The 17165-nt window shown below is 60.8% G+C and carries 14 protein-coding genes; 1 reads left to right on the top strand and 13 read right to left on the bottom strand.

The features are described from left to right. Window positions 1-14: 14 nt before the first annotated feature. Together dnaE and RL_RS08960 are read right to left on the bottom strand one after the other, a co-directional pair. Window positions 15-3512 (bottom strand): DNA polymerase III subunit alpha, encoded by a 3498-nt coding sequence (gene dnaE, locus RL_RS08965; RefSeq protein ID WP_011651385.1) that lies wholly within the window; start codon window positions 3510-3512, stop codon window positions 15-17. A gap of 196 nt (window positions 3513-3708) precedes the next feature. Next, window positions 3709-3900: a hypothetical protein gene (locus tag RL_RS08960; protein ID WP_032992556.1), complete on the bottom strand. Its 192-nt coding sequence runs from the start codon at window positions 3898-3900 to the stop codon at window positions 3709-3711. A 113-nt stretch (window positions 3901-4013) separates the two neighbouring features. Here RL_RS08960 and RL_RS08955 point away from each other — a divergent pair, with 113 nt between their 5' ends. Then, entirely contained in the window at window positions 4014-4478 is a 465-nt protein-coding gene (locus tag RL_RS08955) for a DUF5680 domain-containing protein (protein ID WP_011651384.1), read from the top strand. A 126-nt stretch (window positions 4479-4604) separates the two neighbouring features. On the opposite strand, the gene RL_RS08950 is transcribed toward RL_RS08955, so the two are convergent. From RL_RS08950 to nuoK, 11 genes are all read right to left on the bottom strand, one after another. Beyond that, entirely contained in the window at window positions 4605-5288 is a 684-nt protein-coding gene (locus RL_RS08950; protein ID WP_011651383.1) for an ABC transporter ATP-binding protein, read from the bottom strand. A 14-nt stretch (window positions 5289-5302) separates the two neighbouring features. Next, window positions 5303-6607, bottom strand: coding sequence for a lipoprotein-releasing ABC transporter permease subunit (locus RL_RS08945; protein WP_011651382.1), 1305 nt, complete (start codon window positions 6605-6607; stop codon window positions 5303-5305). 15 nt (window positions 6608-6622) lie between these two features. Next, entirely contained in the window at window positions 6623-7945 is a 1323-nt protein-coding gene (proS, locus tag RL_RS08940) for a proline--tRNA ligase (protein ID WP_011651381.1), read from the bottom strand. 590 nt (window positions 7946-8535) lie between these two features. Next, window positions 8536-8811: a DUF1467 family protein gene (locus RL_RS08935; protein WP_028741386.1), complete on the bottom strand. Its 276-nt coding sequence runs from the start codon at window positions 8809-8811 to the stop codon at window positions 8536-8538. 183 nt (window positions 8812-8994) lie between these two features. Continuing rightward, window positions 8995-9399, bottom strand: coding sequence for a methylmalonyl-CoA epimerase (gene mce / locus RL_RS08930; protein ID WP_011651379.1), 405 nt, complete (start codon window positions 9397-9399; stop codon window positions 8995-8997). A 2-nt stretch (window positions 9400-9401) separates the two neighbouring features. Beyond that, the gene (locus tag RL_RS08925) at window positions 9402-11072 is read right to left on the bottom strand and encodes a ribonuclease J (RefSeq protein WP_011651378.1); all 1671 of its coding nucleotides are present in this window, start codon (window positions 11070-11072) and stop codon (window positions 9402-9404) included. 17 nt (window positions 11073-11089) lie between these two features. Beyond that, on the bottom strand, window positions 11090-11854 hold the full coding sequence (locus RL_RS08920) for a biotin--[acetyl-CoA-carboxylase] ligase (protein WP_011651377.1): 765 nt from the start codon (window positions 11852-11854) through the stop codon (window positions 11090-11092). Then, complete coding sequence (gene nuoN, locus RL_RS08915; RefSeq protein WP_011651376.1) at window positions 11854-13299, bottom strand: NADH-quinone oxidoreductase subunit NuoN; 1446 nt, start codon at window positions 13297-13299, stop codon at window positions 11854-11856. Before nuoN ends, RL_RS08920 begins: the two co-directional genes overlap by 1 nt. Window positions 13300-13317: 18 nt before the next feature. Beyond that, window positions 13318-14829 (bottom strand): NADH-quinone oxidoreductase subunit M, encoded by a 1512-nt coding sequence (locus tag RL_RS08910; RefSeq protein ID WP_011651375.1) that lies wholly within the window; start codon window positions 14827-14829, stop codon window positions 13318-13320. Next, window positions 14829-16829, bottom strand: coding sequence for an NADH-quinone oxidoreductase subunit L (nuoL, locus tag RL_RS08905; protein WP_011651374.1), 2001 nt, complete (start codon window positions 16827-16829; stop codon window positions 14829-14831). The genes RL_RS08910 and nuoL overlap by 1 nt, the downstream gene beginning before the upstream one ends. Window positions 16830-16836: 7 nt before the next feature. Beyond that, window positions 16837-17145, bottom strand: coding sequence for an NADH-quinone oxidoreductase subunit NuoK (gene nuoK, locus RL_RS08900; protein WP_003547388.1), 309 nt, complete (start codon window positions 17143-17145; stop codon window positions 16837-16839). Window positions 17146-17165: the final 20 nt, after the last annotated feature.

The following is a 17165-nucleotide window of genomic DNA, read 5'->3' as shown; positions in this document are numbered from 1 at the left end:
GCGACATGCATTAATCAGACAAGCTCGACGTCGACGACGCCGGGAGCGGCGCGAAGGGCGGCGGCGATCTCCGGCGTGATGCGGTATTTCTCCGACAGCGCCACTTCCACCTCGCGTTTGCCATCCTCCTTGATGACGATGAAGGAGACGAGGCCGTCGCCCTTGGCGTTCAGATGGCCGGCGACCATCCTCAGCGGTCCGGAATCGCGGACATAGACGCGCAGCGCCTTCTGCATCTGCAGCGACTTTTCCTCCAGCGACTGGATCGTCTGGATGCGCAGGCCGATGCCCTCCGGCCGCTCCTCGCCCGTCGCGGTCAGCACGAAGGATTTTCCCGATTCGAGCACGTCGCGATACTGGTTCAGCATTTCCGAAAACAGCACCGCTTCGAACTGGCCCGAAGAATCGGAAAAGACGATGATGCCCATCTTGTTGCCGGTGCGGGTCTTGCGCTCCTGCTTCGAGATGACGGTGCCGGCAAGGCGCGCATTGGCCGCGCCCTGTTTGATGGCGGCGGAAAATTCGGCAAAGGTCTGCACCCGCATCTTCTGCAGGATGTTGTTGTAGGAATCGAGCGGGTGAGCTGTCAGATAGAAGCCGAGCACCTGGAATTCCTTGAGCAGCCGCTCGGAGGGGAGCCAGGGCGAGAACGGCGGCAGCGAGATCTTCTCAGGCCCCGACGTCAGCGTGCTGCCGAAAATGTCCGACTGGCCGCTCAGTTTGTTCTCCTGGGCGCGCTGGGCATAACCGAGAACACGGTCGAGGCCAGCTGCCAGCTGGGCGCGGTCCATGTCAAAACAATCGAAGGCGCCGGCATAGATCAGGCTTTCGAGCACACGACGATTGACCTGACGCGGATCGATGCGCAGGCAGAAATCCTCGATGCTGGCAAAGGGCTTGTCGCCGCGCACCTCGACGATATGGTCGACGGCGGATTCGCCGACACCCTTGAGGGCGGCGAGCGCGTAATAGATGCGGTTGTCGCCGGTCTCGAAATGGCGGAAGGAGGTCTGCACCGAGGGTGCGATCACCTCGATGCCGAGGCGCTTGGCATCCTGGCGGAAATCATTGACCTTTTCCGTGTTGGACATGTCGAGCGTCATCGAGGCGGCGAGGAATTCGACCGGATAATGCGCCTTCATGTAGGCCGTCTGGTAGGAGACGATGGCATAGGCGGCGGCATGCGACTTGTTGAAGCCGTAATTGGCGAACTTCGCCAGCAGTTCGAAGATATTGTCGGCCTGCGGTTTCGATACGCCGTTCTTGACCGCGCCGACGACGAAGCGTTCGCGCTGCTGGTCCATCTCCGCCTTGATCTTCTTACCCATGGCGCGACGCAGAAGGTCGGCTTCGCCCAGCGAATAGCCTGATAGTACCTGGGCGATCTGCATCACCTGTTCCTGATAGACGATGACGCCTTGGGTTTCCTTGAGCAGGTGGTCGATCATCGGATGGATCGATTCCAGCTCTTCGTCGCCGTGCTTGCGGGCATTGTAGGTCGGGATATTCTCCATCGGGCCTGGACGATAGAGCGCCACCAGCGCGATGATGTCCTCGATGCAGTCCGGCTTCATGCCGATCAGCGCCTTGCGCATGCCGGCACTTTCCACCTGGAACACGCCGACCGTCTCACCGCGCGACAGCATCTCGTAGGTCTTCTTATCGTCGAGAGGAATGGCTGCGAGATCGATCTTGATGCCGAGCTTGGCGACGAAATCGACCGCGACCTTCAGCACGGTCAGCGTCTTCAGGCCGAGGAAGTCGAACTTGACGAGGCCCGCCTGTTCCACCCATTTCATGTTGAACTGGGTGACCGGCATGTCCGAACGCGGATCGCGATACATCGGCACCAGTTTGGAAAGCGGCCGGTCGCCGATGACGATGCCGGCGGCATGGGTCGAGGCATGGCGGTAAAGCCCCTCGATCTTCTGGGCGATGTCGAGCAGCCGCGCGACAACAGGTTCCTTTGCCGCCTCCTCCTGCAGCTTCGGCTCCTCCTCGATCGCCTTGGACAGCGGCGTCGGATTGGCGGGATTGTTCGGCACGAGTTTGCAGATCTTGTCGACCTGCCCGTAGGGCATTTCCAGCACGCGGCCGACGTCGCGAAGGGCGGCGCGCGCTTGCAACGAACCAAAGGTGATGATCTGCGCCACCTGCTCGCGGCCATATTTGGCCTGGACGTAGCGGATCACCTCTTCACGGCGGTCCTGGCAGAAGTCGATGTCGAAGTCCGGCATCGAGACGCGTTCCGGATTGAGGAAGCGCTCGAAGAGCAGCGAAAAACGCAAGGGATCGACGTCGGTGATCGTCAATGCGTAGGCGACCAGCGAACCAGCGCCCGAACCACGGCCGGGACCGACCGGAATGTCATGCTGCTTGGCCCATTTGATGAAGTCGGCGACGATCAGGAAGTAACCGGGAAAACGCATGCGCTCGATGACGCTGAGCTCGAAATCCAGCCGTTCGCGATAATCCTTCTCCTCGTAACCCGGCGACATGCCGAGCGTCGAAAGCCGCATGTCCAGCCCTTCGACCGCCTGGCGGCGCAGCTCGCTCGCCTCGGCGCGTTCGGCCTCCTCGGCATCGTCGGTGGCGCCGGTGAAGCGTGGCAGGATCGGCTTTCGCGTCTTCAGCACGAAGGAGCAGCGCGTGGCAATCTCGATCGTGTTTTCTAGCGCTTCCGGCAGGTCGGCGAAGAGCTTGACCATCTCGGCCCGGCTCTTCAGATAGTGATCCGGCGTCAGGCGAAATCGGCTGTCGTCGGAGACGATGGCGTTGTGCGCGACCGCCATTAGCGCATCATGGGCGTCGTAATCGTCGCGGGTCGGAAAGAAAGCCTCGTTGGTCGCAACCAGCGGCAGGTCGTGGGCATAGGCGAGCCCGATAATCTTCTGCTCGTGCCGCTTGTCGTAGGTGCCGTGGCGCTGCAGCTCGACATAGAGCCTGTCGCCGAAGAGACGCTTCAGCGTGAGCAGCCGGGCTTCCGCCTGGGTGGGATGGCCTTCCTTGATCGCCACGTCGACCGGCCCGGTCAAGGCGCCGCTCAATGCGATCAGCCCTTCCGTGCCCGCCTCCTCCAGCCAGGAGGCGCTGATATGAACCGCCTGGTTGCTTTCGCCGCCGAGATAGGCCCGGCTGACGAGATCGACCAGCCGTTCGTAACCGGCATCCGTCGCGGCGAGAAGAACGATCGACGGCAGCTTGACCAGGGCCTGCTGGCCGCCGCGCTTTTCCGTTTCCAAGCCGTCTTCCATGTCGATCGAGACCTGGCAGCCGATGATCGGCTGCAGGCCGTCTTCCATCGCCTTCTGGGAGAATTCGAGGGCGACGAACAGATTGTTGGTGTCGGTGATCGCTATCGCCGGCTGGCTGTCGCCGGTCGCCTTGTAGAGGATCTTCTTCAGCGGCAGCGCGCCCTCGAGAAGCGAATAGGCGGAATGGACCCTCAGGTGGATGAAACCCGGCGTGCCGCCGGTCGCCTCACCCGTTGAACCCTTTGCCGTATCCGCCATGACATGCCTTCCCAATCACCCGAATGAATCGGACGCATTGTCGGCATAGAGAGCGATGATGTCCAGAAGAAGTCCCGCGTCCGGACCGCATGATTGCCATGCGGTCCCCTGAAAACTTTAGAGCGCCATGACGATGAGCGAGAAGCTGGCAACGAACATTGCGATGGAGGTGAATGCTGCGATATCACGGATCATGTCAGTCATCGGGCTCTCCTTTACTCGTTATGTTTTCAATTTGTTCCATGTATGTTCCGTTGTCAACAGGAATCTTTTCCTTCTTTCTTGTGTTTGAAAATCCCAGGAAATAGGCGACGAATCGGATAAAGGGCCGGCGCTCGATGTGATCGGCAGCAGCTTGCCCTTTCCCGATCCGCCGCGGATCGGTCATGGGGCCTAGACGGCCAACCTCCTCGGTGGCCCGTTTATTTCCAATCTATGTTCCCTTTTCGTTCTTTACACATCGCAGCATATTTGCCAGCATCAGGCCGAGAGGAGAATGACATGGTCGATATTGCGATGCTGAACCAATTCGTCGTGGAGGCGAAGGCTGCGACCTATGTCGGCGGCGGCGTGGCGCGCGCGCCCTGCCGGCCGGGTGCCCACGATATCGGTTTCGAACGCGGCGACTGGCGCTATCTCGACAGCTATTTCGGCGGGCCCGATTTCGCCGGACAGGAAGTGGTGTGGCTTGCCGACGAGCCCGTCTGGGCGATGAATTATTTCGGCTGCGTGATTGCACCTGATCTCATCGACGGCGCAGCAGCCGGGACGGTGATCAAGACAGCACTTTCGGCGATGTATCGAGAGGGCCGGTTTCTTGGCGGAATGGAATTCGACCATCCGTTCGGCCGCTATATCGACCTCAGCGAAGGCGGCTGCGAGCGGTTCATCGGCCACGAATGCATCATGGTCGATGGCCAAAAAGCCTATATGCTCGACTATCGCGGCGGGCTGGTCATCCCCTGATCGCGGCCCGCTGCACCTCCCCGCTCGCGGGGGTCCGAAGGACGGGTCGAGACGAGTGGCTCGCCCCCGGTAGGTTAGGGTGAGGGGCAGCCATCGGCGCAAACCGGACAGCCATGGATCGCGGTCTCAGAAATCGACGATCTTGCCGTCGGAGATCGTCACGCGCCGATCCATGCGGCGGGCGAGCTCGTGATTGTGGGTGGCGATGAGGGCAGCAAGGCCGGACTGGCGCACCAGCGCCTCCAGCGCGTCGAAGACGTAGCTTGCCGTTTCGGGGTCGAGATTGCCGGTCGGCTCGTCGGCAAGAAGCAGGGTCGGCGCATTGGCGACGGCGCGAGCAATCGCAACGCGCTGCTGCTCACCGCCGGAAAGCTCGCCCGGGCGATGCGAGCCACGATGGCCGATGCGCATATAATCGAGAAGCTGGCCGGCCCGCTCTCCGGCTTCCTTCCAGGAAAGCCCGGCGATCAACTGCGGCATCATGATATTTTCGAGCGCCGAGAATTCCGGCAGCAAGTGGTGGAACTGATAGACGAAGCCGATTTGGCTGCGGCGGATGGCGGTGCGTTTCTCGTCGCTGAGGCCGTCGCAGGCATGGCCGTTGATGTTGACCTCACCGCCGTCCGGATGCTCCAGCAGGCCGGCGACATGCAGCAGTGTTGACTTGCCGGTGCCAGAAGGGGCGACGAGAGCGACAATCTCCCCCTTCGATATTGAAAAATCCGCGCCCTTCAGTATCGAGAGCAGCGTACCGCCCTGCCCGTAATGGCGCTCGACGCCGGTAAGCTGGAGAACGACGTTGCGTTTCATGAAGACGGCATTCCTTATTCGTAGCGTAGGGCCTGCACCGGATCGAGCCTGGAGGCACGCCAGGCCGGGAAGATGGTCGCGATGAAGGAGAGCGTCAGCGCCATGACGACGATCGAGATCGTTTCGCTCAGATCCATCTCGGCCGGCAGCTGGCTGAGGAAATAGACCTGCGGATTGAAGAGTACGGTGCCTGAAATCCAGGAGAAGAACTGGCGGACGGATTCGATGTTGACGCAGACGAGAACGCCGAGCAGCACACCGGCAATGGTGCCGACGATGCCGATCGCCGCCCCGGTCATGAAGAAGATGCGCATAATTGCGCCGGCGCTGGCGCCCATGGTGCGCAGGATGGCGATATCGCTGCCCTTGTCCTTCACCAGCATGATCAGGCCGGAGATGATGTTCAGCGCCGCGACAAGCACGATCAGAGTCAGGATCATGAACATGACGTTGCGCTCGACCTGCAGCGCCGAGAAGAAGGTCTGGTTGCGCTGACGCCAGTCGGTGATGGCGATCTGGCGGCCGGCCGCTTCCTCCACCTTGGGCCTCAGATCGTCGATATCGTCGGGGTTATCGACGAAGAGCTCGATCGACTGCACCAGCCCTTCGGCATTGAAATAGAGCTGCGCTTCCTCGAGCGGCATGAAGATGATCGAGGAGTCATATTCCGACATGCCGATCTCGAAGAGGCCGGAGATTTTGTAGGATTTGATGCGAGGGCTGACGCCCATCGGCGTAATGTCGCCATCCGGTGATGTCAGCGTAATGAGATCGCCGACACGCAGACCAAGCTGATCGGCCATGCGGGTGCCGATCAGCACGCCGTCGCCGGATGCATACCCCACCATATCGCCTGATTTGATGTTGTCGGAGACCGTCTTGAGCTTGGTCAGGTCCTCGGCGCGAGCGCCGCGCACCAGAGCGCCGGTGCTGCCGCCGGCCTGGGCGGAGGCGAGAACCTGGCCTTCCACGAGCGGTAACGCCATCTTGACGCCCGGTACGCCGGCGAGCTTGCTGCTGAGGGCAGGATAATCGGTGAAGGGGCCGTCGACCGGCTGGACGATCATGTGGCCGTTGATGCCGAGGATGCGCGAGACGAGCTCGGTGCGAAAGCCGTTCATCACGGCCATGACGATGATCAGCGTCGCGACGCCGAGCATGATGCCGACGAAGGAGAAGCCGGCGATGACCGATATGAAGGCCTCCTTGCGGCGGGCGCGCAGATAGCGCCACGCCACGAGGCGTTCAAAGGTGGAAAATGGCTTGCCAGCCGGACCCAAGCCGGATTTCGAACTCCGGTCCACTGCTGCCTCTGCCATTTCGCCTCCGTTTCCTTAAGCCACGAACCGATTGATCGCCGCTTCGATGGTCATCGTTTCGCGAGCGCCGGTTTTGCGGTCCTTCACTTCCACTTCGCCGTTTGCGACCGCGCGCGGGCCGGCGATGATCTGGACGGGCACACCGATCAGGTCGGCGGTCGCGAATTTCGTGCCGGCCCGGTCGTCGGTATCGTCATAGAGCACATCCTTGCCGGCCTTGCTCAGCGCGGCATAGATCAGCTCGCAGGTATCGTCACAGGCCTGATCGCCCGCCTTCATGTTGATCACAACGATATCGAAGGGTGCGACCGATGCCGGCCAGATGATTCCGTTATCATCATGCGATGCTTCGATGATGGCGGGAACAAGGCGTGTCGGGCCGATACCGTAGGACCCCATGTGAACGAAGTGTTCCTTGCCATCAGGTCCCTGCACTTTCGCGCCCATCGGCTCGGAATATTTCGTGCCGAAATAGAAAATGTGGCCGACCTCGATGCCGCGCGCCGACAGGCGGTCGCCTTCGGGAACGGCGTTGAAAGCCGCCTCGTCGTGCATTTCCGAGGTCGCCGCATAGAGCGAGGTCCATTTGTCGAAGATCGCCTGCAGCCCCTCGACACTATCGAAATCGGTGTGTTCGCCAGGAACATCGAAATCGACGAAATCCTTGTGACAGAAGACTTCGGATTCGCCGGTATCGGCGAGGATAATGAATTCATGGCTGAGCTTGCCGCCGATCGGGCCGGTATCGGCGCGCATCGGAATGGCGCGCAGGCCGAGCCGGTCGAAGGTTCTGAGATAGGCGGCGAACATCTTGTTATAGGAATGCTCCGCCGCTTCGCGCGTCAGGTCGAAAGAATAGGCATCCTTCATCATGAATTCACGCGAGCGCATGGTGCCGAAGCGCGGACGGATCTCGTCACGGAACTTCAGCTGGATATGATAGAGATTGAGCGGCAGGTCCTTATAGGACTTGACGGAGGAGCGGAAAATATCCGTCACCATCTCTTCGTTGGTGGGGCCGTAGAGCATCGGCCGATCCTGACGGTCCTTGATGCGCAGCATCTCCTTGCCGTAGGCGTCGTAGCGGCCGCTTTCCTGCCAGAGCTCGGCCGATTGCAGGGTCGGCATCGACAGCTCGATGGCGCCGGCGCGGTTCTGCTCGTCGCGGATAATGGCGTTTACCTTATCGAGCACGCGCTTGCCGAGCGGCAACCAGGAATAAATGCCCTGCGACTGCTGACGGATCATGCCGGCGCGCAGCATCAGCCGGTGGGAGACGATTTCCGCCTCCTTGGGATTTTCCTTGAGGATGGGCATGAAAAAGCGGGACAGACGCATGGCGGATTCCGGAGCAGTTGAGATCCCGCAGCAGGCGGAATCGAAAGACCATTGTTAATGTCGGGAGCGTTCATAGCCGCTTCGCGGCAGGAAGGAAACCCGCAACGGATGCCGGCAACCTCCCGGAGGCGCATGTTCGCACCCGCAAAATGCAAGGGCATAAAAAAGCGCGTGTTTATAAGGGCTTGAACGAAAATCTTGTCAACAGAAAAATTTTACTAGAGTGTAGCAAAAATGCAAAAAAAGCTGATGACAAAGCCCAATGTTTGAGCTAGTTTCAGCTCACAAAACAGGCAGGGAGTTAAATTCTTGCCGAATTCGCGGTCAAGTCTTGGGAGGATCAGATCTTAGGCGCGCTCGTCGCAGCCCCGGCAACGGTTACAGATCACGCGATACTTAAAACAGGGCTTTTAGCCTTGTTTTTTTTTGGCTTTTCGGCGTCCATCCTATCCAAAAATCCGGGCGACTTCCGTTAGGGGATGACCGTCATTCCGTTACGAGAGTTCTTTGCCGCAACAGTATGACGCTGTTATGACGAAGTTCGCTTTCCATAGGCTTACATCTGCTCAAAGTTTGAGCAAAAGCCACGTTCAATAGAAGCTGGGGCCGAGTTGCGGCAGGGCGTCGAAGCCCCAGCCGAAATAGGTGTCGCAGAGGTACCAGAGGCCGTAGACCAGAGCCGAAATCAGCGTCGTCAGCGAAAACACGAAAGCGGCGCGAAACCGGGTGGGCGCGCTTGGAACGGTGCCGAGCACGACGTCGTTGTCGTCCGCCTGGGTGCGCAGGCCGATCGGCAGGACGGCGAAAAGCGTCATCCACCAGATGATGAAGTAGACGGCAAATCCCTGAAGAAAGATCTGGAGCATTCTGGTTCCCGTTGGTGTCGCGCTCCTGCATTCCTTAAATCGGAATCGATTTAAGGAATGCAGCAATTTAAATTGTTACAGCGTCCTTATACGGCGGAATGCCGACCAACTCAAAGCGGACGAAGGGTTTAGCGGTCTTCGGGTCACTCTGCCGCAGCAGGGCTATTGCTGCCGCCGCAGGGCTTAGGCCTGTTCGAGTTCGATCAGCGTGCCGAAGAAATCCTTGGGGTGCAGAAAGAGCACCGGCTTGCCATGTGCACCGGTCTTCGGCTGGCCGTCGCCGAGCACCCTTGCTCCCGCCTCGACCAGCCGGTCACGGGCGATAAGAATATCGTCCACCTCGTAGCAGATATGGTGCATGCCGCCGGACGGGTTCTTTTCGAGGAAGGCTGCGATCGGCGAGGTAGCCCCGAGCGGCTGGAGCAATTCGACCTTGGTGTTCGGCAATTCGACGAAAACGACGGTGACGCCGTGTTCCGGCAGAGCCTGCGGCTGCGATACGGCAGCACCCAGCGTATCGCGATAGGCCGCCGTCGCCACGGCCAGATCGGGCACGGCGATGGCGATATGGTTGACCCGGCCGAGCATGGTCAGACCTTGGTCACGAAGGCGGTGACAAGAGGTTTCTTGCCCCAGGTGTTGTTCGCGGCCGAGCGGATGGCGCGGCGCACGGCCTCCTGCAGCATGTCGATATCCTTGCGGCGGGCGCGCGGAATGCTCTCGATGGCGCTGACCGCCGCGTCGAAGAGCGTATCCTCCATATCCTCGCCCTCGTCATCGTAGGTCGGCAGGCCGATCGAAATGAGGTCGGGTTCGCCGACGATGTCATAGCGGGTGTCGAGCACGACGTTGACCGCGACATGGCCGACATAGGAGAGCTTCTTGCGCTCGCCGATACCCATTTCGTCGAAATCGCCGATCAGCGTGCCGTCCTTATAGATCCGGCCATGCGGCGCCTCGCCGATCACCTCGACCGGACCCGGCGCCAGCCGCAGGATATCGCCGTTGCGCACCCGCGGCACCAGCGCGATGCCGGATTGCTCGGCAAGTTCCTTGTGCGCCGTCAGATGCGTTGCCTCACCATGCACCGGCACGACGATCTTCGGCCGTGTCCACTCATACATCCGCTGCAACTCGTTGCGGCGCGGATGGCCGGAAACGTGGACCAATGCCTCGGTATCCGTGATGATGTGCACACCCTGCTCGACGAGGCCGTTCTTGATGTCCTGGATCGCCTTCTCGTTGCCGGGAATGGCGCGCGAGGAAAAGACGACGATATCGCCTGCCGCAAACGCCACATTGCGCATCTCGTCGCGGGAGAGCTTGGCAAGGGCTGCCCGCGCCTCGCCCTGGCTGCCGGTCAGGATGACGACGACCTTATCGCGCGGGATATAGCCGTATTCCTCCTCGGAGATGAAGGGCTTCACGCCTTCCATCAGGCCGACATCCTGGGCAACGTCGACGACGCGCTTCAGCGAACTGCCGAGCAGCAGCACTTCGCGGCCTGCCGCCTCGGCAGCCTCGGCAACGGTGCGGATACGCCCGACATTCGACGAGAAGGTGGTGATCGCCACCCGGCCTTCGGCATTCTCGATGATCTTGCGGAGGCTTTCGGACACATCCTTCTCGGAGGGCGAAACTCCGTCACGCAGCGCATTGGTGGAATCGCACATCAGCGCCAGCACGCCCTCGTCGCCGAGCTGGCGGAAACGTGTCTCGTCGGTCAGGGGCCCCAGCGAAGGCTCGTGGTCGATCTTCCAGTCGCCGGTATGGATGACATTGCCGACCGGCGTGCGGATCATCAGCGACATTGGCTCGGGGATCGAATGGTTGACGGCGACGCCTTCGATACTGAAGGGGCCGACATTGATCGTATCGCCGGCCTTGAAGGGCGTCACCGGCACTTCGCCGATCTTAGCCTTCTCGAAATTGCGCTTGGCTTCCAACAGACCGGCGGTAAAACCAGAGGCATAGACCGGCACGTTGAGGCCGGGCCAGAGGTCGGCGAGCGCACCATAATGGTCTTCATGCGCATGGGTGATGATGATCGCCTTGAGGTTCTTTCGTTCGCTGGCGAGGAAGCGGATATCGGGCAATACGAGGTCGACACCCGGCAGATCGGGCCCGGGAAAAGTGACGCCACAATCGACCATGATCCACTGGCGATGCTCGGGCGGGCCGTAGCCGTAGAGAGCGAGATTCATGCCAATCTCACCGACACCGCCCAGAGGCAGGAATACCAGTTCGTCCTGTTTCGCCATAATTTTCGTTTTTTCCGCTATCCAAAAAACACATCACCGGCAGCAATGGGCATTATCCTGCCAGCGCCGGTATCGAGCATCAACAAGCCATTATCATCAATTCCGGCGAATTGTCCGGAAATCGATCGGTCCGGCAAATTGACCGTAATCTTTTCGCCGATGCCGCAGGCGATGGCGCGCCAGAGCGCGGTGATCTCGCCGATGCCGCGGCCCTCGTCCCATATTTCAAGCACTTCCGCCGTGGCGGCGAAGAGATGCGCGAAGAGTTCTTCCGGCGACGCCGCACTTCCCTGCTGACGCAGGCAGGTGACGGGGTAGAGCGGATTGTCGGGCATGACCGAGATATTGATGCCGATGCCGACGATCAGCGCATAACGGCCGTCCGGCAGCCCCTCGCCTTCGACGAGAATGCCGCAGGTCTTCTTTCGACCGATGAGGATATCGTTCGGCCATTTGACCTCGAGCGGCTCGGCGCGCAGAGGCAGCACCCTGCGGATCGCCTGGTGCACGGCAACGGCGATCGCCAGCGGCAGAGAACCAAGGCGCTCCATCGGCGCCGGATCGATCAGGAGAAGAGAAGCGTAGAGATTGCCGCGTTCGGAAACCCAGAGCCTGCCGCGGCGGCCGCGGCCGCCCGTCTGCCTCTCGGCGGTCACCCAGAGATTGCCGCCACCGCCCGCCCGAGCCCGGGCGAGGCATTCGCTGTTGGTAGACGATGTTTCCGACAGAGCCTCGTGCCTGAAATCGCCGAGCGATATCCGGCGCCGTCCGTCGGAAGCCATCAAAAGAGCGTCGCGGCGGCAAGCTCTGCAGCGCCGCCGATCGGGCCGCCGATGAGGACATAGGCGGTGACGAAGAGACCGGAGAGACCGAAGACCAGACGCAGCGCTCCGGAGACACGGGCGAATTCGCCGGTCGCCTCATCGAACCACATCAGCTTGATGACACGCAAGTAGTAGTAAGCGCCGACGACCGAGGCGAGAACGCCGATGATGGCGAGCGCATAGAGCTTGGCTTCGATGGCGGCAACGAACACGAAGTACTTCGCGAAGAAGCCGGCGAGCGGCGGGATGCCGGCGAGCGAGAACATCAGCGCCGTCAACACCACGGCCATGAACGGGTTGGTTGTGGAGAGGCCGGCCAGATCGTCGACATTCTCGACGACGGTGCCGTCCTTGCGGCGCATCGACATGATGATCGCAAAGGTGCCGAGCGTCATGACCATGTAGATGACCATGTAAAGCATGACACCGGTCACGCCGGTCTGGTTGCCGGCGGCAAGACCGACCAGCGCATAACCCATGTGGCCGATCGAGGAATAGGCCATCAGTCGCTTGATGTTCTTCTGGCCGATCGCGGCAAACGAGCCGAGCAGCATCGAGGCGATCGAGATGAAGACGACGACCTGCTGCCAGTCCGCCAAAACCGGCTGGAAGGCGGTGATGACGATGCGGGTCATCATCGCCATGGCGGCGACCTTGGGTGCTGCGGCCAGGAAGGCGGTGACCGGCGTCGGCGCGCCTTCATAAACATCCGGCGTCCACATATGGAAGGGAACGGCCGAGATCTTGAAGGCGATGCCGGCGAGGATGAAGACCAGGCCGAAGATCAGGCCGAGCGAACGCGCGCCCTCGACGGACAGCGCCTGGGCGATTTCGGAGAAGTGGGTATGGCCGGTGAAGCCGTAGACCAGCGACATGCCATAGAGCAGCATACCGGAGGAAAGCGCCCCGAGGACGAAATATTTCAGGCCGGCTTCGGTCGACTTCAGGCTGTCACGGTTGATCGCGGCGACGACGTAGAGCGCCAGCGACTGCAGTTCCAGCGCCAGATAGAGCGAGATCAGGTCGTTGGCCGAGATCATCAGCAGGATGCCGAGGGTCGCAAGCACCAGGAGAACCGGGAACTCGAACTTGTCGAGCTGATTTTCGCGGGCGTGGCCGATCGACATGAAGATGGCAACCAGCGAACCGATCAGCGCCACCAGCTTCATGAAGCGCGAGAAGCCGTCCGCCATGTAGACCCCGCCATAGGCAAGGCCTTCTGCGGGCACGAAGAGCAGCCACAGGCCGGAGGCCAGCAGCAGGCCGATGGCGAGGCCGGTGACGAGAAGGCCCGACCGCTCGCCGGAGAAGACGCCGACCATCAACAGGACAAGGGCGCCGACCGCGAGGATGAGCTCCGGCGCGGAAAGATGCAGACTGAGGAGAATTGTTTCAGCGGTCATGTCCAATAAGTCCCGTCATCATTTCATAGACAGCGCAACATTCTGCGCTGCGTGCACGGCGGCCGTGTAGTTGTTGACCAGCAGATCCACCGAAGCAGCTGTCGCATCGAAGACCGGAGCCGGATAAACGCCGAAGAAGATGGTCAGCGCGACCAGCGGGTAGAGGATCAGCTGCTCGCGTGGAGAAAGATCGAGCAGCGCCTTCAGCTTTTCCTTTTCCAGCGCACCGAAGATCACCCGGCGATAAAGCCAAAGCGCGTAGGCAGCCGAGAGGATGACGCCGGTGGCGGCAAAGAGCGCTACCCAGGTATTGACCCGGAAGACACCGATCAGCGTCAGGAATTCGCCGACGAAGCCGGACGTGCCGGGAAGCCCGACATTGGCCATGGTGAAGACCATCATCGCCACGGCATATTTCGGCATGTTGTTGACGAGGCCGCCATAGGCGTTGATCTCGCGGGTGTGGGTGCGGTCGTAGACGACGCCGACGCAGAGGAAGAGCGCGCCGGAGACGATACCGTGCGAGAGCATCTGGAAGATCGAGCCCTGAACGCCCTGCATGTTGGCGGCAAAGATGCCCATGGTCACGTAGCCCATGTGGGCCACGGAGGAATAGGCGATCAGCTTCTTGATGTCGTCCTGCATCATCGCCACCAGAGAGGTGTAGATGATCGCGATGACGGACATGGCAAAGACGAGCGGCGCGAAATAATCGGAGGCGACCGGGAACATGCCGAGCGAAAAGCGGATGAGACCGTAGCCGCCGAGCTTCAAAAGCACGCCGGCCAGGATCACAGAGCCAGCCGTCGGCGCCTGAACGTGGGCATCGGGAAGCCAGGTATGGACCGGCCACATCGGCATCTTCACCGCAAAGGAGGCGAAGAAGGCAAGCCATAACCAGGTCTGCAGCGCCGGCGGGAACTTGTAGGCGAGCAGCGCGGTGATATCGGTCGTGCCGGCCTGCCAGTACATCGCCATGATCGCGAGCAGCATCAGCACCGAGCCGAGCAGCGTATAGAGGAAGAACTTGTAGCTCGCATAGACGCGGTCCTTGCCGCCCCAGACACCGATGATTAGGAACATCGGAATGAGGCCCGCCTCGAAGAAGACGTAGAAGAGCACGATATCGAGCGAGACGAAGACGCCGATCATCATCGTTTCGAGGATGAGGAAGGCGATCATGTATTCCTTCAGGCGCTTCTCGATCGAGAGCCAGCTCGCCAGCACACAGAAGGGCATGAGGAAGGTCGACAGGATGACGAACAGCATCGAGATGCCGTCGACGCCGACGTGGTAGCCGATGCCGGTGCCGAGCCAATTATGCTTCTCGACCATCTGGAAGCCCGGATTGGCATTGTCGAAGCCGATCCAGATGACGAGCGAGACGACGAAGGTGAAGACGGTGGTGATCAGCGAGATCCACAGCACGTTCTTCCGGCCAGTTTCGCTCTCGCCGTTCATCAGCAGCAGGAGCACCACGCCGACGAGCGGCAGGAAGGTGACCGTTGAAAGAATAGGCCAATCGGTCATCAGAAGGAACTCCCGAGCATCATCCAGGTAACGAGCGCCGCAATGCCGATCAGCATGGCGAAGGCGTAGTGATAGAGGTAACCGGTCTGCAGGCGGACCACGCGATCGGTGACGGCGACGACACGGGCGGCGACGCCGTTCGGGCCGTAGGTGTCGATGACACCGACATCACCCTTCTTCCACAGGAAGCGGCCGAGCGCCTTGGCGGAGCGGACGAAGAGGAAGTCGTAGAGCTCGTCGAAATACCACTTGTTCAACAGGAACTTGTAGAGCACGCGGTGCTGCTGCGCGAGAATGCGCGGCGTCTCAGGCGAGCGGATATACATGTACCAGGCGGTGACGAAGCCGAGCACCATGGCGATGAACGGGCTCAAAGCCACGAGCGCCGGAACATGGTGGAACTCTTCGACCAGTTCGTTCTCGGCGCCGGTAAAGAGCGCACCCTTCCAGAACTCGGCATATTCCTCGCCGTAGAACCGGCCTTCGAAGATTACGCCAGCAAGCACTGCGCCGATCGCGAGCAGATAGAGCGGCACAAGCATGACCTGCGGCGACTCATGCACGTGGTGCATGACCTCGTGCGAGGCGCGCGGCTTGCCGAAGAAGGTCATGAAGATCAGGCGCCAGGAATAGAAGCTGGTGAACAGAGCCGCGATGACCAGCAGCGCGAAGGCTAAGCCGGAGACCGGCGAATGCGATGCATAGGTCGCTTCGATGATCACGTCCTTGGAGAAGAAGCCGGCGAAGCCGATCGGCGTGAAGGGAATGCCGACGCCGGTGATCGCCAGCGTGCCGATAATCATCATCCAGAACGTCACCTTGATATGCGGCCGCAGGCCGCCCATGTAGCGCATGTCCTGCTCGCCATCGACGGCATGGATGACCGAGCCGGCGCAGAGGAAGAGCAGCGCCTTGAAGAAGGCGTGCGTGAAGAGATGGAAGATCGCCGCGCCATAGGCCCCTACCCCGAGCGCCACGAACATGTAGCCGAGCTGCGAGCAGGTGGAATAGGCAATGACGCGCTTGATATCGTTCTGCACCAGGCCGACGGTTGCCGCGAAGAAGGCGGTGATGGCGCCGATCACGGTGACGACAACCAGCGCATCCGGCGACAGTTCGAAGAGCGGCGACATGCGGGCGACGAGGAAGACGCCGGCGGTGACCATGGTGGCGGCATGGATGAGCGCCGAGACCGGGGTCGGGCCCTCCATGGCGTCCGGCAGCCAGGTGTGCAGCAAGAACTGCGCCGACTTGCCCATCGCGCCCATGAAAAGCAGCAGGCAGATGCCGGTCAGCGCATGCGCCTTGTCGAGGTGCATGCCGAAGAGATTGAGGATCACCTCGCCCGCTTCGCCGCCGCCTTCATGCGGGGCGAAATTCGAGGCATTGGCGAAGATCGTGTCGAGGTTGATCGAGCCGAACAGCACGAAGACGCCGGCAATGCCGAGCACGAAGCCGAAGTCGCCGACGCGGTTGACGATGAAGGCCTTCATCGCGGCGGCCGTCGCCGACGGTTTCTTGAACCAGAAGCCGATCAGCAGATAGGAGGCGAGACCGACGCCTTCCCAGCCGAAGAACATCTGGGCAAGGTTGTCAGCGGTCACCAGCATCAGCATGGCGAAGGTGAAGAGCGAGAGATAGGCGAAGAAGCGCGGGCGATGCGGATCGGCATGCATGTAGCCGATCGAATAGACATGCACCAGCGTCGAGACCGTGTTGACGACAATCAGCATGACTGATGTCAGCGTATCCACACGCAGCGACCAGGAGACGTCAATGCCGCCGGACTGGATCCAGCGCAGCACCTCGACCTTGATCGGACCGACTTCGGCATGGCCCATGCCGACGGTGAAGAAGACGACCCAGGACAGGATGGCGGCGATGATCATCAGGCCGCTGGTGACATATTCCGAAGCCTTGGCGCCGATGGCGCGGCCGAAAAGGCCGGCGACGATCGCACCGATCAAGGGAAGAAAGACGATAGCCTTATAGAGGAACATGAGCCACTCAGCCCTTCATCATATTGACGTCTTCGACCGCGATCGAGCCGCGGTTGCGGTAGAAGACAACGAGAATTGCAAGACCGATCGCCGCTTCGGCAGCCGCGACCGTCAGGATGAACAGCGCGAAGACCTGGCCGACGATGTCGTTCAGGAACGAGGAGAAGGCGACCATGTTGATGTTGACGGCAAGCAGGATCAGTTCGATCGACATCAGGATGACGATGACGTTCTTCCGGTTCAGGAAGATGCCGAAGACGCCGAGCGTGAAGAGGATGGCGCTGACCGTCAGGTAGTGGGAAAGTCCGATGACCATGTTCTTTGTTCCTTGACCTG

Source organism: Rhizobium johnstonii 3841 (assembly GCF_000009265.1).
GTDB classification, from domain to species: domain Bacteria; phylum Pseudomonadota; class Alphaproteobacteria; order Rhizobiales; family Rhizobiaceae; genus Rhizobium; species Rhizobium acaciae.
The sequence above is the reverse complement of the archived record's forward strand: the minus strand, read 5'-3'. Positions and strand labels throughout refer to the sequence as shown.

Bases quoted from the DNA above. Each gene is read 5' to 3' on its own strand.
- dnaE (WP_011651385.1), bottom strand. From the start codon at position 3,512: ATGGCGGATACGGCAAAGGGTTCAACGGGTGAGGCGACCGGCGGCACG.
- RL_RS08960 (WP_032992556.1), bottom strand. From the start codon at position 3,900: ATGACCGATCCGCGGCGGATCGGGAAAGGGCAAGCTGCTGCCGATCAC.
- RL_RS08955 (WP_011651384.1), top strand. From the start codon at position 4,014: ATGGTCGATATTGCGATGCTGAACCAATTCGTCGTGGAGGCGAAGGCT.
- RL_RS08950 (WP_011651383.1), bottom strand. From the start codon at position 5,288: ATGAAACGCAACGTCGTTCTCCAGCTTACCGGCGTCGAGCGCCATTAC.
- RL_RS08945 (WP_011651382.1), bottom strand. From the start codon at position 6,607: ATGGCAGAGGCAGCAGTGGACCGGAGTTCGAAATCCGGCTTGGGTCCG.
- proS (WP_011651381.1), bottom strand. From the start codon at position 7,945: ATGCGTCTGTCCCGCTTTTTCATGCCCATCCTCAAGGAAAATCCCAAG.
- RL_RS08935 (WP_028741386.1), bottom strand. From the start codon at position 8,811: ATGCTCCAGATCTTTCTTCAGGGATTTGCCGTCTACTTCATCATCTGG.
- mce (WP_011651379.1), bottom strand. From the start codon at position 9,399: ATGCTCGGCCGGGTCAACCATATCGCCATCGCCGTGCCCGATCTGGCC.
- RL_RS08925 (WP_011651378.1), bottom strand. From the start codon at position 11,072: ATGGCGAAACAGGACGAACTGGTATTCCTGCCTCTGGGCGGTGTCGGT.
- RL_RS08920 (WP_011651377.1), bottom strand. From the start codon at position 11,854: ATGGCTTCCGACGGACGGCGCCGGATATCGCTCGGCGATTTCAGGCAC.
- nuoN (WP_011651376.1), bottom strand. From the start codon at position 13,299: ATGACCGCTGAAACAATTCTCCTCAGTCTGCATCTTTCCGCGCCGGAG.
- RL_RS08910 (WP_011651375.1), bottom strand. From the start codon at position 14,829: ATGACCGATTGGCCTATTCTTTCAACGGTCACCTTCCTGCCGCTCGTC.
- nuoL (WP_011651374.1), bottom strand. From the start codon at position 16,829: ATGTTCCTCTATAAGGCTATCGTCTTTCTTCCCTTGATCGGTGCGATC.
- nuoK (WP_003547388.1), bottom strand. From the start codon at position 17,145: ATGGTCATCGGACTTTCCCACTACCTGACGGTCAGCGCCATCCTCTTC.